Annotated in this window: 15 protein-coding genes; 4 read left to right on the top strand and 11 right to left on the bottom strand. The window is 37.2% G+C overall.

Translation table 11 applies throughout. The features are described from left to right. Positions 1-118: 118 nt before the first annotated feature. Both ftsW and G6Q10_RS02430 read right to left on the bottom strand, forming a co-directional pair. Positions 119-1,288 (bottom strand): putative lipid II flippase FtsW, encoded by a 1,170-nt coding sequence (gene ftsW, locus G6Q10_RS02435; RefSeq protein WP_163652482.1) that lies wholly within the window; start codon positions 1,286-1,288, stop codon positions 119-121. Between the two features lie 93 nt (positions 1,289-1,381). Next, entirely contained in the window at positions 1,382-1,660 is a 279-nt protein-coding gene (locus G6Q10_RS02430; protein WP_163652480.1) for an Fpa/YlaN family protein, read from the bottom strand. A gap of 161 nt (positions 1,661-1,821) precedes the next feature. On the opposite strand from G6Q10_RS02430, the gene G6Q10_RS02425 reads away from it, so the two are divergent. After that, entirely contained in the window at positions 1,822-2,049 is a 228-nt protein-coding gene (locus tag G6Q10_RS02425) for a YlaI family protein (protein ID WP_163652478.1), read from the top strand. 53 nt (positions 2,050-2,102) lie between these two features. Here the strand turns inward: G6Q10_RS02425 and G6Q10_RS02420 are convergent, their stop codons facing one another. From G6Q10_RS02420 to G6Q10_RS02410, 3 genes are all read right to left on the bottom strand, one after another. Beyond that, positions 2,103-2,963 (bottom strand): DUF5068 domain-containing protein, encoded by an 861-nt coding sequence (locus G6Q10_RS02420; RefSeq protein ID WP_163652476.1) that lies wholly within the window; start codon positions 2,961-2,963, stop codon positions 2,103-2,105. 93 nt (positions 2,964-3,056) lie between these two features. Next, positions 3,057-4,895 (bottom strand): translational GTPase TypA, encoded by a 1,839-nt coding sequence (gene typA, locus G6Q10_RS02415; RefSeq protein WP_163652474.1) that lies wholly within the window; start codon positions 4,893-4,895, stop codon positions 3,057-3,059. 267 nt (positions 4,896-5,162) lie between these two features. After that, on the bottom strand, positions 5,163-5,945 hold the full coding sequence (locus G6Q10_RS02410; protein WP_163652473.1) for an inositol monophosphatase family protein: 783 nt from the start codon (positions 5,943-5,945) through the stop codon (positions 5,163-5,165). Positions 5,946-6,076: 131 nt separating this feature from the next. Between G6Q10_RS02410 and G6Q10_RS02405 the strand changes: the two genes are divergently transcribed. Beyond that, complete coding sequence (locus tag G6Q10_RS02405; protein WP_163652472.1) at positions 6,077-6,691, top strand: YktB family protein; 615 nt, start codon at positions 6,077-6,079, stop codon at positions 6,689-6,691. A gap of 203 nt (positions 6,692-6,894) precedes the next feature. Then, a complete protein-coding gene (locus tag G6Q10_RS02400) occupies positions 6,895-7,839 on the top strand; it encodes a magnesium transporter CorA family protein (RefSeq protein ID WP_163652471.1) in 945 nt (314 codons plus the stop codon). 107 nt (positions 7,840-7,946) lie between these two features. On the opposite strand, the gene G6Q10_RS02395 is transcribed toward G6Q10_RS02400, so the two are convergent. From G6Q10_RS02395 to pdhA, 6 genes are all read right to left on the bottom strand, one after another. Then, the gene (locus G6Q10_RS02395) at positions 7,947-8,477 is read right to left on the bottom strand and encodes a DsbA family protein (protein ID WP_163652470.1); all 531 of its coding nucleotides are present in this window, start codon (positions 8,475-8,477) and stop codon (positions 7,947-7,949) included. Positions 8,478-8,498: 21 nt separating this feature from the next. Next, positions 8,499-8,771 (bottom strand): UPF0223 family protein, encoded by a 273-nt coding sequence (locus G6Q10_RS02390; protein ID WP_163652469.1) that lies wholly within the window; start codon positions 8,769-8,771, stop codon positions 8,499-8,501. A gap of 210 nt (positions 8,772-8,981) precedes the next feature. Next, positions 8,982-10,385: a dihydrolipoyl dehydrogenase gene (lpdA, locus tag G6Q10_RS02385; protein WP_163652468.1), complete on the bottom strand. Its 1,404-nt coding sequence runs from the start codon at positions 10,383-10,385 to the stop codon at positions 8,982-8,984. 4 nt (positions 10,386-10,389) lie between these two features. Then, positions 10,390-12,012: a dihydrolipoyllysine-residue acetyltransferase gene (locus tag G6Q10_RS02380; RefSeq protein ID WP_163652466.1), complete on the bottom strand. Its 1,623-nt coding sequence runs from the start codon at positions 12,010-12,012 to the stop codon at positions 10,390-10,392. An 80-nt stretch (positions 12,013-12,092) separates the two neighbouring features. Further along, the gene (locus G6Q10_RS02375; protein ID WP_163652465.1) at positions 12,093-13,070 is read right to left on the bottom strand and encodes an alpha-ketoacid dehydrogenase subunit beta; all 978 of its coding nucleotides are present in this window, start codon (positions 13,068-13,070) and stop codon (positions 12,093-12,095) included. Positions 13,071-13,072: 2 nt separating this feature from the next. After that, entirely contained in the window at positions 13,073-14,188 is a 1,116-nt protein-coding gene (pdhA, locus tag G6Q10_RS02370) for a pyruvate dehydrogenase (acetyl-transferring) E1 component subunit alpha (protein ID WP_163652464.1), read from the bottom strand. Between the two features lie 698 nt (positions 14,189-14,886). On the opposite strand from pdhA, the gene def reads away from it, so the two are divergent. Next, on the top strand, positions 14,887-15,438 hold the full coding sequence (gene def / locus G6Q10_RS02365; protein ID WP_163652463.1) for a peptide deformylase: 552 nt from the start codon (positions 14,887-14,889) through the stop codon (positions 15,436-15,438). The last annotated feature ends 12 nt before the right edge of the window (positions 15,439-15,450 follow it).

Below are 15,450 nucleotides of genomic sequence, written 5' to 3'. Positions count from 1 at the left end.
ACAAATGTCTTATTCTATTTGTGGTATGTAAATTCAATTATAATCTTACAAAAGCATTATGTAAATTCTTTTCCTTTTAAAAATCAGGAAAGTGAAAGTTCACTTCCCTGACTACTTGTTATTCTCGTCTTTCCCCGTACTTCCGCTGATAATTATTGAACATTCCAATGTTAGAAACGATCCCAACTAAGATCGATAACACCATCAATGAGGATCCGCCATAACTAATAAACGGAAGAGTAACCCCAGTAATCGGAATGATCCCTGTAGCACCGCCTAAATTGATAAATGCCTGAATCCCAAGAAGCGCAGCCGTACCATAACAAATTAACGCTCCAAATGAATTCTTAGTACGGAGCCCAATCATAATCGTTCTAAAAACAATAAAGAAAATTCCCCCAACCACAAGCATTACACCAAAAACACCCAATTCTTCAGAAATCACAGCGATAATAAAATCGGTATGCGCTTCTGGCAAATAGCCGAGTTTTTGAACACTTTGTCCAAGGCCTTGTCCAAAAAAGCCCCCTGAACCAATTGCAAAATAGGAATTAACCAGCTGATGCCCTGTTGTTCCCCTGTCCTTAAATGGATCAGTAAAGCCAGTTAAACGCCCCATACGTGTTGGTGAAATGATCTTACTTTGAATATCATCTGGCAATAAAAAAACGATGAGCGCTAAAATTAAAATAACAGCAATTCCAATACCCAATAATTTTAATATTGTCTTAAGTCGCATTCCTGAACAGATAATAATACAGCTTCCCGTCAAAAAAATGATAAAAGCTGTCCCAACGTCTGGTTGGATGATGATTAAAAAACAAACAAATGCCATAAAGAAAATAGGTGGTAAAACAGCTCGGTTAAAATCGTCAATATATTTTTGTTTTTTAGCATAAATCGCGGCCAAATAAACAATCACCGAGATTTTAACGAATTCAGCAGGTTGGAGCGATGCTGTCCCAATTCGGAACCAACTTTGCGCATTATTTGCTGTATGTCCAAGTGAAAAAATAAGAAAAAGCAGCACGACAGAAAATAACATCATTGGTATTAAAAATTTATTTCGTTGATAAAACTTATATGGAAAAAAAGTAAAGAATAAGAAAAAAACAACGCTGATAACGATATTCTTCATTTGCTTCACATAAAAATAATCGGCCGGCAGATCTTTACGATAAGCAAGCGGCCAGCTAGCGCTATACACCATAATTAAACCAAAAATAAGCAGTACAACATAAACTACAATTAAGGAATAATCATAAGATTTTATTATTTTTTTAAACATAATTCTCTTTCATTCCTATCCACTGCTTCTTTTTTACCTTGCTTATCCGAAAAAAAGGAACTCTTTAGCGTCCTTGAGCCCCTTTACTATTTATTATTTATTCATTGACATATCATGTAATGTTGATAGTTCTTTTTCTAAGGCAACAAGTAGTTTTTTGCCCTCTTCCTGCTCGATTAAACCAAGTTTTGTCGCAAAATGAATTTCACGTGATAATCCGTACATCTGTGTATCAAGAACTTCTTCATAAGCTGGACATTTTGGCAAAGTTAAATTATCCATTTGCACTTTAATAAGTTGTAAGATTCGTTTAGCGTCTTCTTTTAAAAGTAACACGGCCTCTTCCCTGTGATCTTTCTTTTTATTCGGCATCACAGAACCTCCTGTCATACGCAAAATGAGCGCTTTATTTTTTGTAATTAAAGTATAGCATAAATTATGGCTACTGCAAACAGATACTTCATTTTGCTTATCATTTGTTTACATGTCTATTATCTCTAAAAAATGCTATAATAACTTGAGAGGTGAAAAACATGAAAGCAAAATGTGTCTTATGTGATCAGACCCATGAACTTGACGATAAGAAATTCAAAACAAAACAATTACGCAATAAGCCTGTTCGTCTTTATCTTTGCGATGAATGTAATGATCGGATTTCAGCGAACACAATTCGCCGCGTTAATTCTGGAAACTTCCATTTTAATAAACCTTATACCAAGCCTTTTAGCCAACTAAAAAAAGAGCTTGAAAAAGATGGTTAAATAAAAAAGCTTTTCTCCTTCACAAATTGTGCGAAGAGGAAAAGCTTTTTTTATTAGCTAATTTTAAAATTTAAAACGGCATCTTTTGAATCTGTTGATTTAGGTGAATTGCTGTCGATGCTGTTTGGGTTTGGTAAAACAATTTTAGTCTCTTTTTTGAGTGCATTATATTTTGGTACATCAAGCATATAAGTCACTAAACCACGTGTGGATTTTCCTGCGAGAAATTGGTACGGATCTTTGCTCCCTGAAAGATGAAAAGCACTAGGTACAAAATTGTCCATGCTTCCACCTGCGCTTTGTGTCGCACTCTTGATGTTGATCATATCAGGTTTATACATTATATTTTTTGATGTTTTATTTTTAACGGTTAGATCAATCGTAACTAGGTAGCCCTCACGTTTTGCTAAATAGCTTTCTGGAGTGGTTTGTGGAACCTGCTTCGTTGCATTTTTAACATGTTCGACTTTATATTGATTGATTTCAAATACCAAATTGCCAAAATCTTTTTTTAGCGCTGGTGTGCTATTAAGATATGCTGTACGAACTGTGCCACCAACAACAGGAAGTAAGTTAGAAACTTTAAAACCTTCTGTACTTAAAGAAAAACTAGTCGCTGCTTTTTGTTTTGCTGCTTTATTGTCTTCATTCGTTTGGTTAGCATCAGCTGAATCGTTTGTTTTGTTGTTTTTTGAATCAGCTTGCTTTTGTTCTTCTTGGCTATTATCAGTAGAAGACTTTTGTTCTTCTTTTTTTGATTCATCGCTATCTTTATTGCTATTCTGCTCATTTTTTTGTGATTCTTTTGGTGTCGATTCACTGCTGGATTTGCTTTTATCCTCACTTTTATTTCCACAAGCTACTGCAAAAAGTGACAATAGAAGTAATAGTGATACTAAACTAACTTTTTTCAACGCTAACACGCCCTTTCTATTTTTATTATAACAAAAGTTTATTAATATTACAATTACATTACAAAAAAGATGAGGCCATCGCCTCACCTTTTTTTATTCAGCGCTCTTTGCACGCTTAGCTGCTTTTTCACGTTCATTTTTGTTAAGAATTTTTTTACGTAAGCGAATATTTTCTGGTGTAATTTCGCAATATTCATCATCATTTAAGAACTCAAGAGATTCCTCAAGTGACAAGTGACGTGGCTTCTTAATGACATTTGTTTGATCTTTTGTTGCGGAACGGACGTTTGTCATTTGTTTAGCTTTTGTAATGTTTACCGCAATATCATTTTCACGGTTATTTTCACCAACAATCATTCCTTCGTAAATTTCAGTTCCTGGCTCTACAAAGATTGTACCGCGATCTTCAATTTGCATGGTACCATAAGTTGTTGACTTACCTGTTTCCATGGAGACAAGTGCTCCATTACGACGTCCACCAACACGTCCAGATTGTAATGGCTCATAGTCCGCAAAAGTATGATTAATAATGCCATAACCACGCGTCATGGATAGGAAATCAGTTGTATAACCAATTAAACCCCGCGCTGGCACTTTAAATTGCAGACGTACTTGTCCGTTGCCATCATTTATCATATTTTGCATTTCACCTTTACGTTGACTAATGGATTCGATAACCGTACCCATATATTCTTCTGGTGTATCAATTTGGACATCTTCTACAGGCTCACACTTAATGCCTTCGATTTCACGGATAATGACTTCTGGTTTAGAAACTTGTAGTTCGTAACCTTCACGGCGCATCGTTTCAATTAAAATAGATAAATGTAGTTCCCCACGACCAGACACAACCCAAGCATCAGGTGAACTTGTTGGCTCAACACGAAGCGATACATCGGTTTGAAGTTCAGCGAGCAATCTTTCCTCAATTTTTCGGCTAGTTACATGTTTTCCTTCACGCCCAGCAAATGGACTATTATTTGTAACAAAAGTCATCTGAAGCGTTGGCTCGTCAATCCGTAAAACAGGAAGCGCTTCTTGCTCCTCAAAAGGAGTTACTGTTTCCCCAACAAAGATATCTTCCATTCCAGAAAGCGCCACAAGATCTCCTGCTTTTGCTTCTTTAATTTCTTCACGCTTTAAGCCAAAGAAACCAAACATTTTTGTAACACGGAATTGTTTCACAGTACCATCAAGTTTCATTAGAGCAACGGTTTGTCCTACATGCATCGTCCCGCGGAAAATACGACCAATTCCAATTCGTCCTACATAATCATTGTAATCGAGTAATGATACTTGAAATTGTAGTGGCTCATCACTATTATCAATAGGCGCTGGAATATGCTCAATAATCGTATCAAGAAGGGGCGCCATTGTTTTTTCTTGCTTCATAGGATCAGAATCCATACTTGAAGTTCCGTTAATTGCTGAGGCGTAAATGACAGGGAATTCAAGTTGATCATCGTTTGCACCAAGCTCAATAAATAATTCTAAAACTTCATCAACGACTTCTTCTGGACGCGCAAAATCACGGTCGATTTTATTCACAACAACGATAGGTGTAAGATTCTGTTCGAGTGCCTTTTTTAATACAAAACGAGTTTGTGGCATTGTTCCCTCGTAAGCATCAACAACAAGCAGAACTCCGTCAACCATTTTCATAATCCGTTCTACTTCCCCACCAAAATCGGCGTGTCCAGGTGTATCCATGATATTTACACGCACATTTTGATAATTAATGGCCGTGTTTTTAGCTAAAATGGTAATGCCACGTTCTCTTTCAAGATCGTTATTATCCATTGCACGTTCGTCAACATGTTCATTTTCACGAAATGTGCCAGATTGCTTTAATAATTCATCAACAAGCGTTGTTTTTCCGTGGTCAACGTGAGCAATAATGGCAACGTTGCGGATATCTTCTCTTAATTTCACTTTCAATTTCCTCCTACAAAATGGGTCAAGTTTTTATTAGCAAAAGCTTGAGACATAAAGCGATTTAGCTATCTTTCGACATAAGCACTGTACTGCAAGCACAACAAATCGAGCGAAAGCATAACTTTAGCAGAAGCTAGAAGTTGATCAAGTCTGCAAATATACCGCTTACCACTGATTTATTTCGTTTATGTTCCAAACACATTGAAATCATTTAGTTTTCGTTAACTTATCAATTATAGCATAACTAATTTTATTTTTCACCTTTTATTTTTCATCGACAAGATAATTCGCACGGAGCTCGTGATATACTTTTGGTAAAGCTACAATAGAACTGCCCTTTGCTAAAAGGTTTATCTTTGAACCGTCAAGCTTTGAAACGATACAGCCAGTCTCTTCAGCAATGATTTTTCCAGCAGCTAAATCCCACGGCGAAAGTCCAGCTGATAAATAAGCGCCAACGCGTCCGGTTGCAACAGCCATATACTCAAGTGAAGCAGCTCCGTATAATCTAAGCCCTCGTGAATCTTTTATTGCCTCCCATACCTTTGGATATTTTCTCGTTGAACTTAAATTAGCAATTAACAAGTTATCCGCTAAACCGCTATTCTCTTTAACAGAAGTTAATTTTTCACCATTGACAAAAGCGCCTTTCCCTTTTTCTGCTGTATAAAGCTCATCTTTGGCAACGTCCAAGATATAGCCAAGTAAACCGATACCATTTTCATAGACACCAATTGAAATGGCAAAATCACGTGATTGTTCAATAAAATTAAGCGTCCCATCAATGGGGTCAATGATCCATACCACACCATCCAAATCAAAGATATCTTCAGCCATACCCTCTTCGCCTAATAAACGATGTTCAGGAAAAGTGGCTTTAATTTTTTCCAAAAAGTAGCTTTCTGTTTCTTTATCCACATTTGTCACAAGGTCATTTCGTCCAGATTTTATATCAATATTGAGCCTCGTTGAAAATGAAGCGCGGATCATTTCCGCTGCTTCGTTTAGCCACATTCGCGCAAAATGATCAATTTTTTTTCTATCCATTGTTTTCGCTCCTTCATTTATTTTCATTGCTATTTTAACATAAAATATCACTGGCTAATAGTAATGCAAGTTGCTTTCTTCATAACTATAGTTTACGTATAATAAAAAGGAACATGAGTCGAGATGGAGGAATGACAATGCAAGGTTTCACTGCAAAAGATTTTAAAATAATGAATATAGAGGGTCTTACAGCACGCATGGAAGGCATTCAAACAGAAATTCAACCAAAATTCCAAGCACTTGGGCAAACACTTACCGATTACTTAAGTCTCAAACTCGGGGATGAGATGCATCTACATATCGCACGCCACGCCAGACGCTCTGTTAACCCGCCAGAAAGTACTTGGTTCGCCATTTCAAGTGATAAGCGTGGCTATAAAAAACACCCCCATTTTCAAGTTGGTTTATACGATGATTATTTATTCGTCTGGCTTGCTTTTATTTATGAAAATCAAAATCGGATAAACATCACTTCCCAATTTTTAAATAATCTAGCACTCTTTAAAAAGCTACCACAGGATTACGTTTTGTCTAAAGATCACACTGTAAAAAAAACCTACCCACTACACAGCAGTGAACTTGAGCAAGCGCTGATGCGTTTTAAAGATATAAAAAAAGGGGAATTTTTAGTTGGTAAAAAGTTCTCAGCAACTGATCAATTATTAGCAAATGGCACTGAACTTGAACGCCAAATTAAAGTTGTGTTCGCTTCTCTTTTACCCCTTTACAAACTCGCTTTAAAATAGTCATGTACAAAAACAGTTAAAATGGTTATAATAGTAAAGTTGCAAACGAATTTATTTGTAAAAAGGAGTGTGAAATCGTGGAAGAAGTCCAGATAAATCAAAGCGAACCTGAACCACATCGAAGGCTAAAAATAGTTGATTCCACGCATTTCTACTCTAGCGTGTGATCTTAGCCTATAGATCAAAAAAAGGAGGTTATCATCATGCATCAAATTTTTAAATCTAACCAAGATGGCAAACTAGAAGAATTAGAACAAGTTGAACGCAATTCTTGGATTAATATAGTCGCACCAACAGCAGAAGAAATTAATCAACTTGCGGCTGAATACAATATTCCGCTCGAATTTTTAGAAGATCCCCTAGATAAAGATGAAAGTGCTCGGATCGAACGCGATGACGACACAGATTCTGTCCTTATTATTTCCGACTTTCCGATCGTGGATGAAGATGATATTCACTATGCTTCATTTGAAACCATCCCACTCGGTATTATTATTACAAAAGATCATTTTATTACGATTTGTACGATTGACTCCTCGATTATTCAATCGTTTGTAAAGCGCCGTATCAAAGGATTTTACACACACATGAAAACTCGTTTTGCTTTACAAATTCTTTATATGATTTCAACGCAATTTCTGCGTCATTTAAAGCGTTTAAATCGCCAAACAGACACAATCGAAAAAGAATTACACGAATCAATGAAAAACAAACAACTTTATGATCTAATGGGTATTGAAAAAAGCCTTGTTTACTTCGTTACAGCGCTTAAATCAAATAAGCTTGTGCTTGATAAAATGATGCGTCAAAATATTGTTAAAATGTACGAAGAAGATCAAGAGCTTTTAGAAGATGTTACCATTGAAAACCGTCAAGGAATTGAGATGGCAGAAGTCCATTCGAATATCTTAAGTGGGATGATGGATGCTTATGCTTCAATCATTTCTAATAACATGAATATCGTTATGAAATTTCTAACGAGCTTTACGATCATTTTAACGATTCCAACAATGGTGTTTAGTTTTTACGGGATGAATGTTAAACTTCCATTTATGAATACTCCACTTGCTTGGGTCTTAACATTAGGAATCTCTTTTGGAATTGCTGGACTTTTAGCGCTTGTATTTTGGCGTAGAAAGTTCTTTTAAAATAAATTAGCGACAGCGTTTGTATTTATAGGTTCCATTACCTATAGATACAAACGCTGTCGCTTGTTTGTCATGTTCAAATGTAGCGCCCCACCACATTTTTCACCTCATTTCTGATATTCCATTTCAAGTAGCTCGGTTAATTCACTTGGTGTGATGTGTTCGTCAAAGATATGTTTACCGACAATGACTGTAGGAACAAATACGATATTCGCATCGTTTGCTTCGGCAACGATTCTTTTAGCAGCTGCTTCATTGTTTTGTTTGGTTAAGCCAAGTGTCGTTTCCATATATTTCGCGACATCTTCAAGTGATAAGTGGCCCCACTCATCTTGTGTTTCATAAATGCGATCAATTGTCTTTAGTGTTTCTTCTTGCGCTTCATAGTTTAAATAACGGTGTGTGATGTTCCCTCGCTGAAGTGATTCTTTTTCTTTGTCAAAAGGCTTAATAATTAGCTCTATTTTACCAGACTGGATAAATTGATCCAAAACTTCACGTGATTCTTCATGCCACTTACGACAATAAGGGCAACGCAAATTAACAAAACTAATGACTTTAACTTTTGCATTTTCTTGGCCAATATGAATTCCTTCTTTTGAGGTTACAGCATCTACAACGATTTGACTAATATCCAATGGTTCATTCCTCCTTTAAAATTAAGGCTGCATTTTCACTCTACTTGTTGTAGCGTTCTTGATATTTTGCATAACTTGATAAGGTGAGTATCCACTTGCTTCTTCAAATTGTTTCCCAATACGCTTTTCTTCTCCAATTGAGGGTACGACCTCTTTAAACGCATGGTATTTTTCTTTAACTTCTTGCACGCTTATCCCTTTTTCATAAGCTCTTTCAACAGCTTCTAAAAAAGCGATGACTGTTGTAATTTCTTCATTTGTCCAGTCAGGATTAAGCGGATAACCATATTCCAATCAAAAACCCCTCCTTTGATAAATCTTTTATCTTCTCTTATTTTATCACGAAAACAAAGGATGTAAAAATATTCAGTTTTAAAAAGCGATAGGCTTTCAAGCTGTTTACAAGCAAAGAAGTGCATGTCTTTATGTGAAAATTTTTACTAGTTTATTATAAATAAAAATACTAGAAGGTTAAGATGAAAAACCCTCTAGTATTGATTTCATTTAGATATGAATTGGACGCCCTAAAGCAAGTTCAGCAGCTTCCATTGTTAGCTCGCCAAGTGATGGATGGGCATGGATGACTAAAGCGATATCTTCTGCTGACATTCTTGTTTCAATCGCTACGCCAACTTCAGTAATAATGTCTGAAGCATTCATACCGGCTACTTGTGCGCCTAATACTAAGCCATCTTCTTTACGTGTAACAAGACGAACAAAACCTTCAGGAGCATCAAGTGAAAGGGCACGACCGTTACCACCGAACGGGAACTTAGCTGTTTTTACATCAAAGCCTTTTTCTTTTGCTTCTTTTTCAGTTAGACCAACTGTTGCAAGTTCAGGATCACTAAACACAACAGCAGGTAATGCAGTATAATCATTTTCTGATTTTTCACCAGCAATTGCCTCAGCAGCAACTTTTGCTTCGTAGCTTGCTTTATGAGCAAGGGGAACACCCGGAACGATATCTCCAATAGCAAATACATTAGGGACATTTGTGCGTCCTTGTTTGTCTACTTCAATCAAGCCGCGTTCACTTACTTTTACACCTAATTGTTCTAAGCCAAGCTCATCTGTATTTGGGCGACGACCGACTGTGACTAACACATAATCAGCATCAATGGTTTTGGTTTCACCAGCAGCTTCGTAAGTAACTTTTACGCCATCTTTTGTTTCTTCGGCTGATTTAGCCAATGCTTTTGTTACGATTTCAACATCTTTATCTTTTAAATTACGTTTAACAAGCGAAACCATATCTTTTTCATATGTTGGTAAAATTTCAGGTCCACCTTCAAGGATGGTTAATTGTGTACCTAGATTGGCAAATGCTCCGCCAAGTTCAGTACCGATATAACCGCCACCAATGACAACGAGTTTTTTCGGTACTTCTTGAAGAGCAAGTGCGCCAGTTGAGCTTAACACGCGTTTGCCATATTTAAAGCCAGTTATTTCGATTGGGCGAGAACCTGTTGCAATGATAGCATTTTTAAATGTATACGTTTGTGCAGAATCAGGATGAATAACACGAAGGGAATGCTCATCAACAAAAAACGCTTCTCCTTCTAACATTTCTACTTTATTTTTCTTAAGAAGAGCACGCACGCCATTTGTTAACTTACTAACGACGCTACCTTTCCATTCTTGCGCTTTGGTAAAATCAAGCTCAACGTCTTTGGCTTGAATTCCCATATTATCAGAATTTCTGGCTTCTTTAAAACGGTGACCAACTGTAATTAGTGCTTTAGAAGGGATACACCCTACATTTAAGCAAACACCGCCAAAATATTCTTTCTCAATAATTGTTACTTTTTGCCCTAGTTGTGCAGCGCGAATAGCAGCCACATAACCACCAGGTCCAGCACCAATAACTATCGTATCTCTTTCTTCTGGAAAATCTCCTACAACCATTATTTTACGCCTCCATTAGTAATAATTCTGGGTCATTTAGTAAACGCTTGATGTTATTCATTGCTTTTTGTGCTGTAGCGCCATCAATGACACGATGGTCGAAGCTAAGTGATAAAGCAAGTACAGGAGCTGCTACAATTTCACCATCTTTAACAATCGCTTTTTCAGCAATACGTCCTACACCTAAAATAGCGACTTCAGGATAGTTGATAACTGGTGTGAACCACTGGCCACCAGCAGAACCAATATTAGAAATCGTTGCTGAACCGTGACGCATTTCATCTGCTGTTAATTTTCCATCGCGTGCTTTGCCGGCTAATTCATTAATTTCACCTGAGATGGCGAAAACAGATTTCATATCGGCATTTTTAACAACGGGTACGTATAATCCGTGATCTGTATCAGCCGCAATACCGATATTGTAATAATGTTTGTAAACCAATTCTTCCGTGCTGTCATCCATTGTTGTGTTAAGCACAGGGAATTCTTTCAAAGTAGCGACGAGCGCTTTGACGATATATGGTAAGAATGTTAATTTAACACCTTTTTCAGCAGCCACTTCTTTGAAACGTTTTCGATGAGCCATCAGAGCAGAAACTTCAATTTCGTCCATAAGTGTTACATGCGGAGCGGTATGTTTAGAATTGACCATTGCTTTTGCAATTGCACGACGAGTTGGTGAAAGTTTTTCGCGTGTTTCTGGATAAGCTTCACCTGTTGACACAGTTTTTGGTGCTGCTTTTGTCGTTTCGGTTCCAGCGGTAGTAGCTGCTTTATTTGCTGTTGATGCACCATTTGGTTCTGAAACTGCTTCACCGTTTAAGAACGCATCAATATCAGTTTTTAGGACACGATTGTTTTTACCGGTACCAGCAATTTCTTGAATGTTAACATCTTTTTCACGAGCATATTTACGTACAGAAGGCATTGCGATAACTAAACCGTTTGGATCTCTTTTCGCTGAAGGCACCTGATTTGTACCGATAGCTGATGGTGATGGTTGTTTTTCTTCCATTTTAGGAGACTCAGCAGGAGATTCTGGTGTAGATGAGTGATCTTCGGAATCAGAAAAGTCACCTGTAAAAGTAATAAGCACTTGGCCTACTGTTGCTACTTCACCTTCATTTACTAAAATATCTTTTACCGTTCCATCTACTGGAGAGGTAATTTCTTCTACTGATTTATCATTTTGGACTTCAAAAATAGCTTGGTCTTCTTCGACACTGTCGCCAGATTTTACAAACCATTTAACAATTTCGCCTTCATGAATCCCTTCGCCAATATCTGGTAATTTAAATTGGTAAACACCTTGATTTTGACCTGAAGCTTTTGGTGCTTCTTCTTTTTTAGGTTCTGCTGGTGTTTCTTCAGCATCATTTTCATGGCCACTTACACCATCAAATGTAATAAGCACTTGGCCTACTGTTGCTACTTCGCCTTCTTGGACTTTGATTTCTTTTACTGTTCCACTTACTGGAGAAGTAATTTCTTCTACTGATTTGTCATTTTGGACTTCAAAAAGCGATTCATCTTCTTCAATTTTATCGCCAGGTTTTACGAACCACTTAACGATTTCGCCTTCATGGATACCTTCACCAATATCCGGTAATTTAAATGAATATGCCATTATTAATTAAGCCTCCTGTTTTCATTAAAACTTTAAAACTAAAACGATTTGACCCGAATGTCACGAGCCAAACAAAAAATCTAGAATGCTACTACTTCTTTTACACATTCGATAATGTCATTGTGATTTGGAAGCCATACCGTTTCCGCTTGAGAGAATGGGAAAACGCTATCCGGCGCCGTAACACGCATAACAGGCGCTTCTAAAGAGAGAATTGCACGATCATTGATTTCTGCAATGACGTTTGCTGCAACTCCGCCTTGTTTCTGTGCTTCTTGTACAACGACTACACGATTCGTTTTCTTAACAGAAGCAATGATTGTATCTGTATCAAGTGGGCTAATTGTACGTAAATCAATAATTTCAGCAGAGATATTTTCTTTTTCAAGTGCTTCTGCTGCTTTTACTGATTCTTGAACCATTGCACCATAAGCAATAATGGTTACATCAGTGCCTTCGCGTCTAACAGCTGCCTTACCAATTTCAACTGTGTATTCACCTTCTGGCACTTCTTCACGAAATGAACGATAAAGCTTCATGTGTTCTAAGAAAATAACAGGATCATTATCACGGATAGCTGAAATTAATAGGCCTTTTGCGTCATAAGGTGTAGATGGGATAACCACTTTTAGACCTGGTGATTGAGCCATCAAACCTTCTAAATTATCAGCGTGAAGCTCTGGTGTATGAACACCGCCACCAAACGGAGCGCGAACAGTTATTGGTGCTGTACGTGTGCCGCCTGTCCGGTAACGCATACGTGCCATTTGCCCAACAACTGAGTCCATGACTTCAAAAACAAAACCGAAAAATTGAATCTCAGCAACTGGACGAAAACCTTCAAGCGCAAAGCCAATAGCAAGGCCACCAATACCAGATTCTGCAAGAGGTGTATCAAACACGCGCTCCTCACCAAATTCATCTTGAAGTCCTTCAGTAGCACGGAAAACTCCGCCATTTTTACCTACGTCTTCACCAAAAACCAAGACGTTTTCGTCAATTTTTAGTTCATCTGCAAGCGCATCTGTAATCGCTTGAATCATTGTTTTTTGCGCCATGATTATTTCGACTCCTTCGCTTCATAAATTGCCAATTGTTCTTTTATGTTGTTTGTTGGCACTTCATACATATTTTTAAGAAGATCAGATACTTTTTGTTTTGGTGTGGCATCTACTTCTTTAATAGCTTGTTTAATTTCTTCTTTTGCACGTTCGATCACTTCATTTTCTTTTTCTTTATTCCAAAGGCCTTTACCTTCTAAGAAAGCACGGAAACGAACAATTGGATCTTTAAGCTCCCATTCACCGTCAAGTTCTTTTGTACGGTAACGGGTTGGATCATCACCGGAAAGCGTATGTGGTCCGTAACGATAAGTCATTGTTTCAATTAATGTTGGGCCTTCACCACGTACAGCACGATCGCGAGCAAATTTTGTTACTGCATAAACAGCTAGAGGATCCATACCGTCAACTTGAACACCAGGAATCCCTGCTGCTACAGCTTTTTGCGCAAGCGTTACAGCAGCTGTTTGTTTTTCGCGTGGTGTTGAAATAGCAAACATATTATTTTGGACAACAAAAATAGCAGGAGCACGGTAAGCGCCGGCAAAGTTCATTCCTTCATAGAAATCACCTTGAGAGGAGCCACCATCACCTGTATAAGTGATAACAACAGCATCTTTTTTACGTTTCTTAAGTCCAAGTGCAACACCAGCTGCTTGAACAATTTGTGCGCCGATAATAATTTGTGGTGGCAACGCCTTTAAATCTTCTGGATACTGATTTCCAGCAAAATGGCCACGAGAGAATAAGAATGCCTTTGTAAGTGGCAAACCATGCCAAATAAGTTGTGGCACATCACGATAGCCAGGAAGAATATAATCTTCTTTTTTAAGTGCATACTCAGTTGCTAGTTGAGAAGCTTCTTGACCAGCAGTAGGTGCATAAAATCCGAGTCTTCCTTGACGATTTAAAGAAATCGAACGTTGATCAAGCACACGTGTCCAAACCATACGCGTCATTAATTCAACAAGTTCTTCGTCTGTTAAATCAGGCATAATACTTGGGCTTACAATTTCCCCTTTTTCATTTAGGATTTGTACCATTTCAAATTGTTTGGCGATCGCGTCAAACTGTTTTTTTTCATCAATAACTGCCTTCTTTGTTTTAGAAGCCATTTTAGAATCTCTTCCTTTCATTCGTCAATTTAGCGGTTAAAATAAATACGTAAGCATTTATTTTGCTAGATAATTTTGATTGCGTATTAATGTTCCTTTATTTAGATGCCTCTAAATGATCAGACTTTTATCATTTTCCCATAACAAAGCGATGGAAAACATCATCCATCTGTGAAAAAATGTATTTAGCAGATTGTTTCACAAACACCAATCAACATGCGTTTTATTTATAGAGAAAAACTGTTTTAAAAGGATTTCATTTGAACTAATACACTAATCTCCTTCTTTAAATTTACACTATGCTTTGAATGAAGTCAATACAATGAACTTAAATACTCCCGCGCTTACAAACGTTGAAATATCAATATTATTCGGTTTCTTTCTCTGTATTATAAATCAGCTTATTCTAATGAATCTGTTATATAATATTACAAACCGCAAGTTATCTCATTTATATTGAAACCCCTATCATTACGTCAATTTAGTTTGTGAATTCACAAACTACTATTATTTTTACATCGATAATTTAACGAACAATTAAAGCCGCTCCTATTGTTAAGTTCGTTTTTATTCTATTGTTATTTTTTAAAATAAAGTTGGAATAAGAAGACTTGATGAATAAAAATCAATCCATTCCTTTTTTTAATACTTTTTGTTAGAATAAGAAATAAGTCAAGATGAACAGGAGAGATTAATGAATGATCCTTATGAAAGATATTGTTCGCGAAGGTAACCCCGTGTTACGTGAAATTGCTGAACCAGTTACCTTTCCGCTTTCAGACGAAGAAAAAAAACTCGGGCATGAGATGCTTGCATTTTTAAAAAATAGCCAAGATGAAGAATTAGCTAAAAAATATGGACTTCGTGGCGGCGTTGGTCTTGCAGCACCGCAGCTTGGTGTTTCTAAACGAATAATCGCGATTCATCTGCAAGACGAAAATGACAAAACCTACAGCCACGTGCTATATAACCCTAAAATCCGCAGCTATTCTGTACAAGAAGCTTGCCTTGCAGGTGGTGAAGGTTGCTTGTCTGTAGATCGTGAAGTCCCCGGATATGTCATCCGAAATGAGCGGATAACAATTGAAGCGTTTGATGAAAATGGTACACCACTTAAGTTTAAACTTCGTGATTACCCAGCAATCGTTGTCCAGCACGAAATTGATCACATTAATGGCATTATGTTCTATGACCACATTAACAAAGAAAATCCGAACCATTTGCCACCAGATGTCGATGTTTTAAGTTAACGATGGAGGAAA

The sequence above is a fragment of the Listeria sp. PSOL-1 genome (genome assembly GCF_902806445.1).
GTDB lineage: Bacteria > Bacillota > Bacilli > Lactobacillales > Listeriaceae > Listeria.
Note: the sequence above shows the minus strand (reverse complement) of the source record. Positions and strands in the feature narration are given on the sequence as shown.